General features: G+C 74.6%; 11 protein-coding genes. 10 read left to right on the top strand and 1 reads right to left on the bottom strand.

All coding sequences use genetic code 11. The features are described 5' to 3' along the window. Positions 1 to 134: 134 nt before the first annotated feature. From GA0070613_RS02300 to GA0070613_RS02280, 5 genes are all read left to right on the top strand, one after another. Complete coding sequence (locus GA0070613_RS02300; RefSeq protein WP_089010762.1) at positions 135 to 1,310, top strand: cysteine desulfurase family protein; 1,176 nt, start codon at positions 135 to 137, stop codon at positions 1,308 to 1,310. Positions 1,311 to 1,346: 36 nt separating this feature from the next. Continuing rightward, positions 1,347 to 2,420 (top strand): tRNA 2-thiouridine(34) synthase MnmA, encoded by a 1,074-nt coding sequence (gene mnmA / locus GA0070613_RS02295; protein ID WP_089010761.1) that lies wholly within the window; start codon positions 1,347 to 1,349, stop codon positions 2,418 to 2,420. A 380-nt stretch (positions 2,421 to 2,800) separates the two neighbouring features. After that, the gene (locus GA0070613_RS02290) at positions 2,801 to 3,805 is read left to right on the top strand and encodes a uroporphyrinogen decarboxylase/cobalamine-independent methonine synthase family protein (RefSeq protein WP_089010760.1); all 1,005 of its coding nucleotides are present in this window, start codon (positions 2,801 to 2,803) and stop codon (positions 3,803 to 3,805) included. 36 nt (positions 3,806 to 3,841) lie between these two features. After that, complete coding sequence (locus GA0070613_RS02285) at positions 3,842 to 4,210, top strand: VOC family protein (RefSeq protein WP_172875743.1); 369 nt, start codon at positions 3,842 to 3,844, stop codon at positions 4,208 to 4,210. A gap of 50 nt (positions 4,211 to 4,260) precedes the next feature. Further along, the gene (locus GA0070613_RS02280) at positions 4,261 to 5,274 is read left to right on the top strand and encodes an ADP-ribosylglycohydrolase family protein (RefSeq protein ID WP_089010758.1); all 1,014 of its coding nucleotides are present in this window, start codon (positions 4,261 to 4,263) and stop codon (positions 5,272 to 5,274) included. 48 nt (positions 5,275 to 5,322) lie between these two features. Here GA0070613_RS02280 and GA0070613_RS02275 read toward each other — a convergent pair whose 3' ends face one another. After that, positions 5,323 to 5,883, bottom strand: coding sequence for a type II toxin-antitoxin system PemK/MazF family toxin (locus GA0070613_RS02275; RefSeq protein ID WP_089010757.1), 561 nt, complete (start codon positions 5,881 to 5,883; stop codon positions 5,323 to 5,325). Between the two features lie 215 nt (positions 5,884 to 6,098). On the opposite strand from GA0070613_RS02275, the gene ligA reads away from it, so the two are divergent. From ligA to gatB, 5 genes are all read left to right on the top strand, one after another. Further along, positions 6,099 to 8,234, top strand: coding sequence for an NAD-dependent DNA ligase LigA (gene ligA, locus GA0070613_RS02270; protein ID WP_089010756.1), 2,136 nt, complete (start codon positions 6,099 to 6,101; stop codon positions 8,232 to 8,234). Positions 8,235 to 8,388: 154 nt separating this feature from the next. Next, positions 8,389 to 10,986, top strand: coding sequence for a putative bifunctional diguanylate cyclase/phosphodiesterase (locus tag GA0070613_RS02265; RefSeq protein ID WP_089010755.1), 2,598 nt, complete (start codon positions 8,389 to 8,391; stop codon positions 10,984 to 10,986). A 214-nt stretch (positions 10,987 to 11,200) separates the two neighbouring features. Then, complete coding sequence (gatC, locus tag GA0070613_RS02260) at positions 11,201 to 11,506, top strand: Asp-tRNA(Asn)/Glu-tRNA(Gln) amidotransferase subunit GatC (RefSeq protein ID WP_089010754.1); 306 nt, start codon at positions 11,201 to 11,203, stop codon at positions 11,504 to 11,506. Further along, positions 11,503 to 12,978, top strand: a complete 1,476-nt coding sequence (gatA, locus tag GA0070613_RS02255; protein WP_089010753.1) for an Asp-tRNA(Asn)/Glu-tRNA(Gln) amidotransferase subunit GatA — start codon at positions 11,503 to 11,505, stop codon at positions 12,976 to 12,978. The genes gatC and gatA overlap by 4 nt, the downstream gene beginning before the upstream one ends. A gap of 12 nt (positions 12,979 to 12,990) precedes the next feature. Continuing rightward, positions 12,991 to 14,490 (top strand): Asp-tRNA(Asn)/Glu-tRNA(Gln) amidotransferase subunit GatB, encoded by a 1,500-nt coding sequence (gene gatB, locus GA0070613_RS02250; protein WP_089010752.1) that lies wholly within the window; start codon positions 12,991 to 12,993, stop codon positions 14,488 to 14,490. The last annotated feature ends 73 nt before the right edge of the window (positions 14,491 to 14,563 follow it).

Here is a 14,563-nt window from a genome sequence, read left to right as displayed (position 1 = left end):
ACCCCGGAACCCTCGGGAGATTCGCGACGTGCTGGTGGAGTTGGGTGTCCCGCAGCATCCGCGCGGCCGCCCCGTACGCCGAGCGGCACTCCGGCATCCGGCGTGCCGGGTCTCGGCCGTTAGGCTGAACGGTGATGGCTTACCTGGATCACGCGGCGACGACCCCGATGCTCGACGAGGCACTCGAGGCGTACGTCGCCACCGCCCGCGAGGTCGGCAACGCGTCTTCGCTGCACGCGGCGGGCCGGCGTGCCCGCCGGCGGGTGGAGGAGTCCCGTGAGCGGGTGGCCGCCGTGCTCGGCGCCCGCCCCTCCGAGGTGATCTTCACCGGGGGCGGCACGGAGAGCGACAACCTCGCGGTGAAGGGCATCTTCTGGGCCCGTCGTGCCGCCCGCCCCGAGCGGACGCGGGTGGTCTCCAGCGCGGTCGAACACCACGCGGTGCTGGACGCGGTGGACTGGCTGGCCGGCCACGAGGGCGCCGAGGTGGGCTGGCTGCCGGTCGACGCCGCCGGCCGGCTCGACCCGGAGCGGCTCGGCGCGGAGCTGGCCGCCCACGGCGACCGGGTGGCCCTGGTCACCGCCATGTGGGCCAACAACGAGGTGGGCACCGTGCAGCCGGTGGCCGACCTGGCGGCGGTCGCCGCCGAGCACGGCGTGCCGTTCCACACCGACGCCATCCAGGCGGTCGGCCAGGTGCCGGTCGACTTCGGCGCGAGCGGCATGGCTGCGCTGACCGTGACCGGGCACAAGCTCGGCGGGCCGGCCGGGGTCGGTGCGCTGCTGCTGGCCCGGGACGTCGCGGCCACCCCGCTGCTGCACGGCGGCGGCCAGGAGCGGGACGTCCGCTCCGGCACCCTCGACACCGCCGGCATCGTGGCCTTCGCGGTCGCCGTGGAGACCGCGGTGAAGGGCCAGCAGGAGTACGCCGCCCGGGTTGCCGCGCTCCGCGACGAGTTGGTCGAGCGGGTCCGACACGCGGTGCCCGAGGTGGTCTTCAACGGCGACCCGGTCGACCGCCTTCCCGGCAACGCGCACTTCTCCTTCCCCGGCTGCGAGGGCGACGCGCTGCTGCTGCTTCTCGACGCCCAGGGCATCGCCTGCTCGACCGGTTCGGCCTGCTCGGCCGGGGTGGCCCAGCCCTCGCACGTGCTGCTGGCGATGGGCGCCGACGACGACCGGGCCCGCTCCTCGCTGCGCTTCACCCTCGGCCACACCAGCACCCGCGCCGACGTCGACGCCCTCATCGTCGCCCTCCCGGCGGCGGTGGACCGCGCCCGCCGGGCTGCCGCCCTCCGCACTCCCCGCTGACCCGGATACGCTCGGTGGGATGAGGGGAGTGGGCTGGTGAGGGTTCTGGCGGCGATGTCGGGCGGGGTGGACTCCGCCGTGGCGGCGGCGCGCGCGGCGGAGGCCGGGCACGACGTGACCGGGGTGCACCTGGCGTTGGCCCGCAACCCGCAGACCTACCGCACCGGCGCCCGTGGCTGCTGCACGCTGGAGGACTCCCGGGACGCCCGGCGGGCCGCCGACGTGATCGGCATCCCGTTCTACGTCTGGGACATGGCCGACCGCTTCCACTCCGACGTGGTGGACGACTTCGTCGCCGAGTACGCGGCCGGTCGTACCCCGAATCCCTGCCTGCGCTGCAACGAGAAGATCAAGTTCGCCGCGGTGCTGGACCGGGCCGTGGCCCTGGGCTTCGACGCGGTGGTCACCGGCCACCACGCCCGCCTCGGCGCCGACGGTCTGCTGCGGCGCAGCGTCGACCTGGCCAAGGACCAGTCGTACGTCCTCGCGGTGCTGACCCGCGCGCAGCTCGACCGGTCGATCTTCCCGCTCGGCGACTCCACCAAGGCCGAGGTCCGCGCGGAGGCCGCTCGGCGCGGCCTCGCGGTGGCCGACAAGCCGGACTCGCACGACATCTGCTTCATCGCCGACGGCGACACCCGCGGCTTCCTCGCCCAGCGGCTCGGCGAGGCCCCCGGCGCGGTGGTCGACGCGGTCACCGGCGCGGTGGTCGGCAGCCACACGGGCGCGTACGCCTACACCGTCGGCCAGCGGCGCGGGCTGCACCTGGACCGGCCGGCCCCGGACGGTCGGCCCCGCTACGTGCTCTCCATCACCCCGAAGACCAACACGGTGACCGTCGGCCCGGCCGAGGCGCTGGAGGTCGCCGAGGTCCGGGCGACCCGGCCGGTCTGGACGGGCGGCGAGCGGCCGACCGCGCCGGTCGAGTGCGAGGTGCAACTGCGGGCGCACGGCGACGTGGTGCCGGCCACCGTCGAGGTCTCCGCCGACGGGCTCGCCGCCGAGCTGCGCCGCCCGGTCCGCGGGGTCGCCGCCGGCCAGGCGATCGTGGCGTACCGGCCGGACCCGGCTGGGGATGTGGTGCTGGGCTCGGCCACCATCACCGGCTGATACACCCGCATCACGCTATGAAGCTGATGTCGTGAATGAATCAGGCCCGGGGAGGCGACGCGCGCAGAGACCTTCTTCGCCGAGTCGCCGAGGACAGCCGATCCATTGACGTCATCAGCTTCGTAGCGTGGTGTGGCAATGGTGTCGGCAGCGGACCGGCCGGCCGTCGCGGTGGCGTCACAGGCGCCTCTCCCGTCCGACCGCCTGGCTGCCCGGACGGCTCCACCCCCTGCCGCCCGACGGGTGCGAGCCGTTCGACGCCGCGCCGGGGGACGGTGGGGGCGCGCGGTCACCGGGGACCGCCGCCCGGCCGGGGCCGTCACTCGGCGGGGAGCGCCGTCCCGCCGGGCAGTGGCCGGCGCAGCGGATAGTCTTCGCGCGTGACTGATCACGTATGGCCCTGGCCCGCCGGGGCGGCGACCGGCATCGGCTCGCTGCCCGGCACCGACATCGCCGAGGCGCAGCGGATCGTGCTCGGTGAGCTGCCCGCCCTGCCGCACCTGCCCGAACTGCCCGCCCGGGGGCCGGGCGCCGACCTGATCGGCCGTACCGGCGGCCTGCTGGTCGAGCTGCCGGTCGAGCTGTACGCGGCCCGCTGGCGGATCGCCCCGCGCCCCGGCAAGGACCTGCGCCGCGCCCGCGACCTGATGGAACGCGATCTGGACCAGCTCGCCGAGCAGGCCGAGGAGTACGCCGGACCGGTCAAGGTGCAGGCCGCCGGCCCGTTCACCCTGGCCGCCGCGCTGGAACTGCCGATCGGTGGCAAGCTGCTGCGCGACCCGGGCGCGGTGCGCGACCTCACCGGCTCGCTCGCCGAGGGGCTGCGCGGGCACGTCGAGGCGGTACGCCGCCGGCTGCCCCGCGCGTCGGTGCTGCTCCAGCTCGACGAGCCGTCCCTGCCGGCGGTGCTGGCCGGCCGGGTGCCCACCGAGAGCGGCTTCGGCACCCAGCGGGCCGTGGAGTCCGAGGTCGCCCGCACGCTGCTGCGCACGGTCGTCGAGGCGGCCGGGGCGCCGACCGTGGTGCACTGCTGCGCCCCGGACGTGCCACTGGAGCTGATCCGTACCGCCGGGGCGGTCGGGGTGGCGCTGGACCTCGGCCTGGTCACCGACCTGGACCCGCTCGGCGAGGCGATCGACGCGGGGCTCGGGCTGCTGGCCGGCGCCGCGCCGGCCCTGCCGCCGCCCGCCGGTCGCGCGCCGACGTCCACCCAGGTCGCAGACCGGGTACGCCAGCTCTGGGACCGCCTCGGCTTCCCCCGCCGCCGGCTCGCCGAGCAGGTGGTGGTCACCCCGGCCTGCGGCCTCGCCGGTGCCACGCCGGGGTACGCCCGCGCGGTCCTCGTCGCCTGTCGGGACGCCGGCCGCCGGCTGTACGAGGAGTGAGGTTTTCCGTCGTACCTCCGGGGCAGGATGACCGGCATGATTGGACAGCTGCGTTCCATGGTGATCGACTGCCCCGACCCGCGGGCCCTGGCCGGCTTCTACGCCGAGCTGCTGGGCCTGCCGATGATCGAGGACAACTCCGACGGTGACGACTGGGTGGTGCTCGGCGGTCCGCCCGGTCACCTGCCGCGACTCGCCTTCCAGCGGGCGCCCGGCCTGCGCGCGCCGGCCTGGCCCGACCCGGAGCGGCCCCAGCAGTTCCACCTCGACGTCACCGTCGACGACATCGAGACCGCCGAGAAGGCGGCGCTGGCGCTAGGCGCCCGGCGGCTACCGGGCCAGGGCGACGGCTTCCGGGTGTACGCCGATCCCGCCGGACACCCGTTCTGCCTCTGCTGGGACTGAACCGGGGTCTTCGGGCGGCCCGCCCTGGTGCGGGCTTGCGGCCACCGGGCATGATCGCCACCGTGATCGACTCCTCGCTCCGGCGGGCCTCCGGCTCGCTCTTCGGTCTCGCCTACGGGGACGCCCTGGGCAAGCCCACCGAGTTCCTCAGCGTCGCCGAGATCGTCCGCCGGTACGGCCCGGCCGGCCCCCGGGAGCTGGTCGGTGATCCCGCGCTGGTCACCGACGACACCCAGATGGCCCTCGCCGTGGGCTGGGCGCTGCAGGACTCGCCCGCGTTCACGCCGGAGGCGGTGGAGACGCCGCTACGGCGGCGCTTCCTCGAGTGGGCGGCCAGCCCCGACAACAACCGTGCACCCGGCATGACCTGCCTGCGGGCCTGCGCCGAGCTGGCCCGGGGCACCCGCTGGCAGGAGGCGACGGTGGTCGACTCGAAGGGCTGCGGCGCGAACATGCGGGTCACCCCGATCGGCCTCCTCGACGTCGACCTGGACACGCTCGCCGGGCTGGCCCAGCTCCAGGCCGGCCTGACCCACGGTCACCCGACCGGTCTGGCGGCCAGCGAGCTGACCGCGTACGCGGTCCGGCTGCTGCGCGACGGCGCCGCGCTGGCCGACGTGCCCGGGCTGCTGACCGTCCGGGCCCACGAGCAGCGCCGGACCTACCGGGGCGACTGGCTCGGTGACCTCTGGCAGCGTCCCGGGGTGGCGACGCCGGAGGAGTTCATCGCCCGCGGCTGGGACGAGTGCCTGCACGCGCTCGCCCGGCTCGACGCCGCGCTCGGCCGCGCCGACGACGGCGGCGACCCGTGCCGGCACACCGGGGAGGGGTGGATCGCCGAGGAGGCCCTGGCGACCGCGCTGCTCTGCGCCGTGTGGCACGCCGACGACCCGGTCGGCGCGCTGGCCCGTGGCGCCACCACCGCCGGCGACTCCGACTCCATTGCCGCCCTGGCCGGCGCCTTCGTCGGCGCGGCCCACGGCATGCCCGCCTGGCCGGCGGACTGGGCCGCCCGCGTCGAGTACGCCGACCAGCTCACCACCCTCGCCACCCCCCACGACTGACCCGCCACCCCGCCACCCCTCCCCGGCCGCGGCCCGTCACGGGTGGGGTCAGGTGGCTAGCTGGGGGAGTTTGCGCAGCTGGCGCCAGAGGGTGGGGTCGCAGGTGCCGGCCCGGTCCTCGAAGGCGGTGGTGGGGACGCGGATGGGTGCGCTGACGTCGAGAAAGCTGTCGTGGTCGGCGTCGGCGTCCCAGCCCCGGGTCGGGATGCGGACGTGATCGTCGCGGTCCGACTTGTCCTGACTGGTGATCTTCAGGACGTCGGCGCCCCGGTCGTCGGCGCGCAGCACCAGGCAGGGGCGCACCTTCGAGCCGGTGCCGTCCGCGTACGGCACGTCTGCCCACCAGATCTCGCCGGGGCCCGGCACGGTGGCCGGTCGCCGGTCCGCCCCGCGCGGCCGGGGCGGGGCGGTCGTCCCACCCCGTTCGCCGCCGGGGCGGGTGCCGGCGCCGCCGGATCGGGTGCCGCCGCGACCGGGGCGGGTGCCGGTCCGGCCGCCGTCCCGCCGGGCGGACCGGCGTCCGGCGGCCCGGCGGCGCCACTCGTTCCACAGCCAGCCGGCCGCGACGGCCAGCACGATCGCCGCCGCCCACGGCACCCACTCCGGCATCGGTTCCCCTGCCTCTCGCCCTCCGGCGGGCGCACCTCGCCGCCGTCCGGCGATCCTCGCACGCCCCCGGCCGCCGCGCCGGTCGGCGCGGCGGGGGTGGCGTGGGGGCCGCGACCCTGGTCAGGGCGGGTGGCAGGACGGTTGTCCGACCCGGGCGCTACCGTGCGGGGGAGCACGATCACTTGAGGTCGACAGCGGTGTCGGAAGGCGGCAGGGTGTCCGAAGAAGCGGTTCCCCAGCAGGTCAGCCCCGCGCAGGAGGCGGCGGCGGGCGCCGAGCCGACCCCGGAGGCGCGGGAGCGGCACGCCACGCTGAGCCAGGAGCTCACCGACCACCAGTACCGCTACTACGTGCTCGACGCGCCGACCGTCTCCGACGCCGAGTTCGACAAGCAGCTGCGCGAGCTGGAGGCGCTGGAGGCGGAGTTCCCGGCGCTGCGCACCCCCGACTCGCCGACCCAGCGGGTCGGCGGCACCTTCTCCACCGACTTCACCCCGGTCACCCACGCCGAGCGGATGCTCTCGCTGGACAACGCCTTCGCCGACGAGGAGCTCGCCGCCTGGGCCGAGCGGGTCGAGCGGGACGCCGGGGGTCCGGTGCCGTACCTCTGCGAGCTGAAGGTCGACGGCCTGGCGATCAACCTCACCTACGAGCGCGGGCGCCTGGTCCGGGCCGCCACCCGGGGCGACGGGCGCACCGGCGAGGACGTCACCGCCAACGTCCGCAGCATCAGGGACGTGCCGGCCCGGCTCACCCCCTCCGACGACTTCCCCGACGTGCCGGAGTTCCTGGAGGTCCGGGGCGAGATCTACTTCCCGGTCGCCGCCTTCGCCGACCTCAACGCCGGCCTGGTCGAGCAGGGCAGGGCGCCGTTCGCCAACCCGCGCAACGCCGCCGCCGGCAGCCTGCGGCAGAAGGATCCGCGGATCACCGCCTCCCGGCCGCTGCGCCTGGTGGTGCACGGCATCGGCGCCCGCAAGGGCTTCCAGCCGGCGGCGCAGTCCGAGTCGTACGCGGCGCTGAAGGCGTGGGGGCTGCCGACCAGCGACCGCTGGCGGGTGTTGCCCGACCTGGCCGGCGTCGCGGAATACATCGCCTACTACGGCAAGCACCGGCACGACGTCGAGCACGAGATCGACGGCGTGGTGGTCAAGGTCGACCCGGTCGCCATCCAGGGCCGGCTCGGCTCGACCAGCCGCGCCCCGCGCTGGGCGATCGCCTTCAAGTACCCGCCGGAGGAGGTGACCACCAAGCTCATCGACATCGACGTCAACGTGGGGCGCACCGGCCGGGTCACCCCGTTCGCCGTGCTCGAGCCGGTGCGGGTGGCCGGTTCGACGGTCGCGCTGGCCACCCTGCACAACGCCCGCGAGGTCGAGCGCAAGGGGGTGCTGATCGGCGACACCGTGGTGCTGCGTAAGGCCGGCGACGTCATCCCCGAGGTGCTCGGCCCGGTGGTCGACCTGCGGCCCGCCGACGCCCGGCCGTTCGTCATGCCCACCACCTGCCCGGCCTGTGGCACCCCCCTCGCCCCGGCGAAGGAGGGCGACGTCGACATCCGTTGCCCCAACGCGCGTACCTGCCCGGGCCAGATCCGCGAACGGATCTACTACCTGGCGAGCCGCAGGGTGCTCGACATCGAGGTGCTCGGCGAGAAGGGCGCGGCCGCGCTGCTGGACGCGCAGATCATCACGAACGAGGGTGACCTGTTCTCCCTCGACGCCGAACAGCTCGCCCGCTCGCCGTTCTTCGTCAACAAGGACGGCAGCCTGGGCAGCAACGCCACCAAGCTGCTGGACAACCTCGCCGTGGCCAAGGAGCGGGACCTGTGGCGAGTCCTGGTCGCGCTCTCCATCCGGCACGTCGGCCCCACCGCGGCGCAGGCCCTCGCCCGGCACTTCCGCTCGATGGACGCCATTGAGGCGGCCACCGAGGAGGAGCTGTCCTCGGTGGACGGTGTCGGCCCGACCATCGCCGCCAGCATCAAGGAGTGGTTCGCCGTCGACTGGCACCGCGAGGTGGTGCGCAAGTGGGCCGAGGCGGGCGTACGGATGGCCGAGGAGGCGGTGGACGAGGGGCCGCGCCCGCTGGAGGGGCTCACCGTGGTGGTGACCGGCACTCTCGCCGGCTTCAGCCGGGACCAGGCGTCCGAGGCGATCCAGAGCCGGGGCGGCAAGGTGACCGGCTCGGTGTCCAAGAAGACCAGCTTCGTGGTGGTCGGGGACAATCCTGGTTCCAAGGCGGACAAGGCCGCCGGCCTCAAGCTGCCCGTCCTCGACGAGGAGGGCTTCCGGGTGCTGCTGAACTCCGGCCCGGACGCGGCCCGGGACGTCGCCCGCACCGAGGAGTGACCCGGAAGGCTCGGGCGGGGCCTGTGGCGTATACCAACTTAATTACGACTACGACCGATTCGTGACTGTCGTATCGGGGAAATCGGGACCGAGGGCGTTTCATTGGTGCACGGCGTGTGTGCGGAGCACGCCACGGCCGATCCCGGGAGGTGTGATGGCGGCCGCCGATCCGCGAAACTCCGTCCCACCAGGGCGGGTGACGCCGTTCTTCGGCTTCGTCGCCGCGGTCTTCGCCCTCGCCGTGCTCCTCTCGGCCGGTCCGCTGGCCGGGCTGCCCGACCGGCTGCCCGACCTGCCGGCGGCCTTCTGGACCATGGCGGCCCTCGCCGTGGCCTGCGACGCGCGTCCCTTCGTCCCACCCGGCCGGCGGCAGACCTCCGCCGTCTTCCCGTCGACCTGCTTCAGCTTCGCCATCCTGCTCGGTTGGGGGCTCGGTCCGGCGGTCGCCGTCCAAGCGGTGGCGGTCGCGGTGTCCGGCTGGCGGCTCGGGTACGCGCCGTGGCGGACCGCGTTCAACGCCGCCCAGTACGCCTGCGCCCTCGGCGCCGCATACGGGATCACCCGGCTCAGCCCGGGCGCCATCTTCGACGGCGGCCGGCTGCACTGGACGGACGTCGCGGCCGTCGGCGGCGCCACCGCCGCCTGGTTCGCGGTCAACTACGGCCTGGTGAGCAGCGCGATCCGGCTGCGATTCGGGGACCGCTGGTGGCCCAGCGTCCGGCTCGGCCTGGCGTACGAGCTGATTTCCACCGGCTCGCTGCTGCTGCTCGCCCCGGTGCTGGTGGCCGCCGCGCGGGCCAGCGCGGCGCTGATCCCGCTGGTGCTGGTGCCGCTCTTCGCGGTCTACCGGATGGCCCGGCTCTCCACCGAGCAGGAGCAGCTGGCCGCGCTCGACCCGCTCACCGGGCTGCCCAACCGCAAGGCGCTGCTGGCCGAGGTGGCCGAGCAGGTGCACCTGCACGGCGAGCGGACCGCCCGGGGTGAGCCGGGCGCCCACCTCGCCCTGCTGCTCATCGACCTGGACCGGTTCAAGCACGTCAACGACGCCCTCGGGCACGCGGTGGGGGACCGGCTGCTGGTCGAGGTAAGCGCCCGGCTCACCGACGTGGTCCGTGACGGCGACCTCGTCGCCCGGCTCGGCGGGGACGAGTTCGCCATCGTTGCCCCGGGACTGACCGGCATCGAGGAGGCCCGTGGGCTGGCCGAACGGGTGGCCGCCGCGCTCACCGAGCCGGTCTCCCTGGACGGCCTGCCGCTGGACGTCGGCGGATCGATCGGCATCGCCATCTTCCCCGAGCACGGCGAGGACTTCGCCACCCTGATGCGCCACGCCGACGTGGCGATGTACGACGCCAAGCACCGCAACGACACTGTCGCCGTCTACGCCGCCGAGTCCGACCACAACTCGGCCGAGCGGCTGAGTCTCCTGGCCGACCTGCGCCGCGTACTGGAATCGGGGCCGGTGGGGCCGCCCGGCGGCCCGGGTGACGTCGCGGGACCGCAGGCCGGGGTGCGCGGCGGGGACGGCGCCGCCCTCGCCCCGACCGGCCGGCTGGCCGACGGCGCCGCGGGGACGGACGACGACCTCGCCGCGCCCGGGGTAGCCCCCGGGCGGCGGCGGTGGCGTCGGCGGCGGGACCGGGTGGAGCTGCGGCACGACGACGAGCTGATCAACCGGATCGTCACCGGGGCCGACCCGATCCGGCGCCGCGCCGCCCGGGCGGCCTCGAACGGCGTTCGTCCCGGGGACCCGGTCCCGGACCCGGGCGCCGGCCTGCCGGCGCCGGCCGACCCGTTCGCCGATCCGGTGCCGCCCGATCCGCACACCGACCGGGCCGCGCCCGTGGCCGACGACACCGTGGCCGACCACGCCGGGACCGGCGACACCGGGACCGGCGACCGGCCGGCCGGCGGCGCCGCCGCGGGCGGCGGGAGCGGCGGCCCGGCCCGGTGGAGCGACGAGGGCGACGACCCGGGCGAGATCACCATGTACTACCAACCGCAGATCGCCATCGCCACCGGGGAGGTCGTCGGGGTCGAGGCGCTGCTGCGCTGGCGGCACCCGCGCCGCGGCATGGTCGATCCGGGGGAGCTGATCCAGGTCGCCGAGCAGAGCGCGGTGATGCGGCTGCTCACCCGGCGGGTGGTGGACGACGTGGTCGAGCAGTTGGCGAAGTGGTCGGCGGCGGGGATCAACCTGCGCGCGGCGCTCAACGTCAGCGTCCGCGACCTGCACACCGGGGAGATCGCCGACCAGATCGCCGACCGGCTCGCCCGCTACGCGGTACGACCGGACCGGTTGCAGGTGGAGATCACCGAGGGGGCGCTGATGGCGGACCCCCGACGGGTGCTGGCCAGCATCACCCAGCTGCACCGGATCGGGGTGGGGATCGCGCTGGACGACTTCGGCACCGGCTACTCGTCGCTGCAGCACCTGCGCCGGCTGCCGCTGTCGGAGGTGAAGGTGGACCGGTCGTTCGTGCTCGGCATGGCCGACGACCCCGACGACGCCGCGATCGTCCGCTCGATGATCGAGCTGGCCGGGGCGCTGGGGCTGCGGGTGGTGGCCGAGGGCGTGGAGGACGAGCGGACCTGGCGGCTGCTCCACGCGGCCGGCTGCGACGTGGCGCAGGGCTGGTTCCACGCCCGGCCCATGCCGGCCGAGGCACTGGTGACCTGGCTGGCCCGGTACCGGCCGGTGCGCCCAACGGTGACGGCGGACGCGGAGGTTCCCCGCCGGCCGACCCGGTGACCGCCCGCGACGGGGCGGGCGGGGGCCCCGTGAGCGCGCTACGGACCCGCTGTCGTGGACGACTCGACGTCCCGGCGGGCGGGTGGAGGGGGAGTCGGAGGCGTCGGCGCGGGCGCAGGACAATAGACTCGCTCCGGTCACCGCGCGTCATCTCCACCTCGACCGCGCGGCCGGCACACGCAGACGCAGCAGGACAGCCACGAAGGGGGCACCGATGGCCGCCATCTCCCGCGAGGAGGTCGCGCACCTGGCGCGACTGTCGCGGCTCGCCGTCACCGAGGAGGAGCTGGACACCTTCGCCGGTCAGCTCGACGTGATCCTCCAGTCGGTCGCCCAGGTCGGCGAGGTCGCCGCGGCGGACATCCCGCCGACCTCCCACTCGGTGCCGCTGACCAACGTCCTCCGCGAGGACGTGGTGACGCCGTGCCTGACCCCGCAGGAGGCGCTGTCGGGTGCCCCTGACGTCGCGGAGCAGCGGTTCCGCGTCCCGCGGATCCTGGACGAGGATGTGGCCTCATGAGCGACTTGATCAAGCTCGGCGCGACCGAGATCGCGGGGCTCGTCGCGAGCGGGGAGACCTCCGCCGTCGAGGTGACGCAGGCCCACCTCGACCGGATCGCCGCCGTCGACGACCGGGTGCACGCGTTCCTGCACGTCGACACCGACGGCGCGCTGGCCGCCGCCCGCCGGGTGGACGAGCGGCGGGCCGCCGGCGAGGCGCTGGGCCCGCTGGCCGGCGTGCCGGTCGCGGTCAAGGACGTGCTCACCACCAGGGGCGTGCCGACCACCGTCGGGTCGAAGATCCTGGAGGGCTGGCGCCCGCCGTACGACTCGACGATCGTGCAGCGGCTGCGCGACGCCGGCACGGTGATGCTCGGCAAGACCAACATGGACGAGTTCGCCATGGGCTCCTCCACCGAATACTCGGCGTACGGCCCGACCCACAACCCGTGGGACCTGGACCGGATCCCGGGCGGCTCCGGCGGTGGCAGCGCCGCCGCGCTCGCCGCGTACGAGGCGCCGCTGTCGATCGGCTCGGACACCGGCGGCTCGATCCGCCAGCCCGGCGCGGTCACCGGCACCGTCGGCGCGAAGCCCACCTACGGCGGCACCTCCCGGTACGGCCTGGTGGCGTTCTCCTCGTCGCTGGACACCCCCGGCCCCTGCGCGCGTACGGTGCTGGACGCCGCGCTGCTGCACCAGGTGATCGGCGGGCACGACCCGCGTGACTCCACCTCCATCCCGCAGCCGGTGCCGGACGTGGTGGGCGCGGCGAGGCTCGGCGCGACCGGCGACCTGACCGGGGTGAAGCTCGGTGTGGTCACCGAGTTCACCGGCGAGGGCGCCGAGCCGGGCGTGATGGCCGCGTTCCGCGAGTCGGTCGAGGCGCTCGCGAAGCTGGGCGCCGAGATCGTCGAGGTCTCCTGCCCGCACTTCAAGTACGCGCTGCCGGCCTACTACCTGATCGCGCCGAGCGAGTGCTCCTCCAACCTGGCCCGCTTCGACGGCGTGCGGTTCGGCCTGCGGGTCGGCGACGACGGCAACCGGTCGCTGGAGGAGGTCATGTCGCTGACCCGGGAGGCCGGCTTCGGCCCCGAGGTCAAGCGCCGCATCATGATCGGCACGTACGCGCTCTCCTCCGGCTACTACGACGCCTACTACGGGCAGGCCCAGAAGGTCCGGACGCTGATCACCCGGGACTTCACCTCGGCGTTCGAGCAGGTGGACGCGCTGATCTCGCCGACCACCCCGTTCGTGGCGTTCCCGATCGGGGCGCGCACGTCCGACCCGTACCAGATGTACCTGGCCGACCTGTTCACCATCCCGACCAACCTGTACGGCGGGCCGGCCATCTCGGTGCCGTGCGGCCTCTCCGAGGGGCTCCCGGTCGGCCTGCAGATCATGGCCCCGACGATGGCCGACGACCGGATGTACCGGGTCGCCGCCGCGCTGGAGTCCACGGTCGGCACCTTCACCCCACCGGCACTGTAGGCAGGAGCTCAGATGACGACGACACTGCCCGCGTACGACGAGGTCGTCGCGCGCTACGAACCGGTGATCGGCCTGGAGACCCACGTCGAGCTGGGCACGAACACCAAGATGTTCTGCGGCTGCCCGACGGACTTCGGCGGCGAGCCGAACACCCGGGTCTGCCCGGTCTGCCTGGGCCTGCCCGGCTCGCTGCCGGTGGCGAACAAGGCGGCCATCGAGGCGACGATCCGGATCGGCCTGGCGCTGAACTGCTCGATCGCGCAGTGGTGCCGGTTCGCCCGGAAGAACTACTTCTACCCGGACATGCCGAAGGACTTCCAGATCAGCCAGTACGACGAGCCGCTCTGCTTCGACGGCTACCTGGACGTCGAGGTCAACGGCGAGCTGGTGCGGATCGGCATCGAGCGGGTGCACCTGGAGGAGGACACCGGCAAGACGCTGCACGTCGGTGGCGCCACCGGTCGCATCCACGGCGCGACCGAGTCGCTGGTCGACTACAACCGGGCCGGCATCCCCCTGGTCGAGATCGTCACCAGGCCGGTCCCCGGCACCGGCGCGCTGGCGCCGGAGGTGGCCCGGGCGTACGTCACCGAGCTGCGCGACGTGATCCGCTCGCTGGGCGTCTCCGACGTCCGGATGGAGGAGGGCTCGCTGCGCTGCGACGTCAACACCTCGCTGAACCGGCCGGGCGAGGAGTGGGGCACCCGCACCGAGACCAAGAACGTCAACTCGCTGCGTTCGGTCGAGCGGGCGGTCCGGTCGGAGATGCTGCGGCAGGCCTCGGTGCTCGACGCCGGTGGCAAGATCACCCAGGAGACCCGGCACTTCCACGAGGAAACCGGGGACACCACGCCGGGCCGGTCCAAGGAGACCGCCACCGACTACCGGTACTTCCCGGAGCCGGACCTGGTGCCGCTCGCGCCCGACACCGCCTGGGTGGCCGAGCTGAAGGCCGCCCTGCCGGAGCTGCCGCGGCTGCACCGCCGTCGGCTGCAGGAGCAGTGGGGCCTGTCCGACCTGGACATGCAGTCGGTGCTCAACGCCGGCGCGGTCGAGCTGATCGAGCAGACCGTGGCCGCCGGCGCCACCCCGGCCGCCGCCCGCAAGTGGTGGCTGGGCGAGCTGTCCCGGCGGGCCAACGAGACCGGCATGGAGCTGGCCGACGTCGGTGCCAGCCCGCGCCAGGTGGCCGAGCTGCAGGGCCTGGTCGACGCGGGCAAGCTCAACGACAAGCTGGCCCGGACCGTGCTGGAGGGCGTGGTGGCCGGTGAGGGCTCGCCGACCGAGATCATGACCAACCGGCACCTGGAGGTCGTCTCCGACACCGGCGCGCTCACCGCCGCCGTCGACGAGGCGATCGCCGCCAACCCGGTCGTCGCCGACAAGATCCGCAGCGGCAAGGTCGCCGCGGCCGGCGCGCTGGTCGGCGCGGTCATGAAGACCACCCGCGGCCAGGCCGACGCCAAGACCGTCCGCGAGCTGATCCTGGAGCGCCTCGGCATCCAGGGCTGAGTCCCACCCGGAGCGGGCCGCCGTCGCAACCCGGCGGCGGCCTTCCCGCTTCCCCGAGTACGCGCGCGCGACC

Origin of the sequence: Micromonospora inositola (genome assembly GCF_900090285.1) — a bacterium.
GTDB lineage: Bacteria > Actinomycetota > Actinomycetes > Mycobacteriales > Micromonosporaceae > Micromonospora > Micromonospora inositola.
This window is presented reverse-complemented; position numbering and strand designations above follow the sequence as displayed.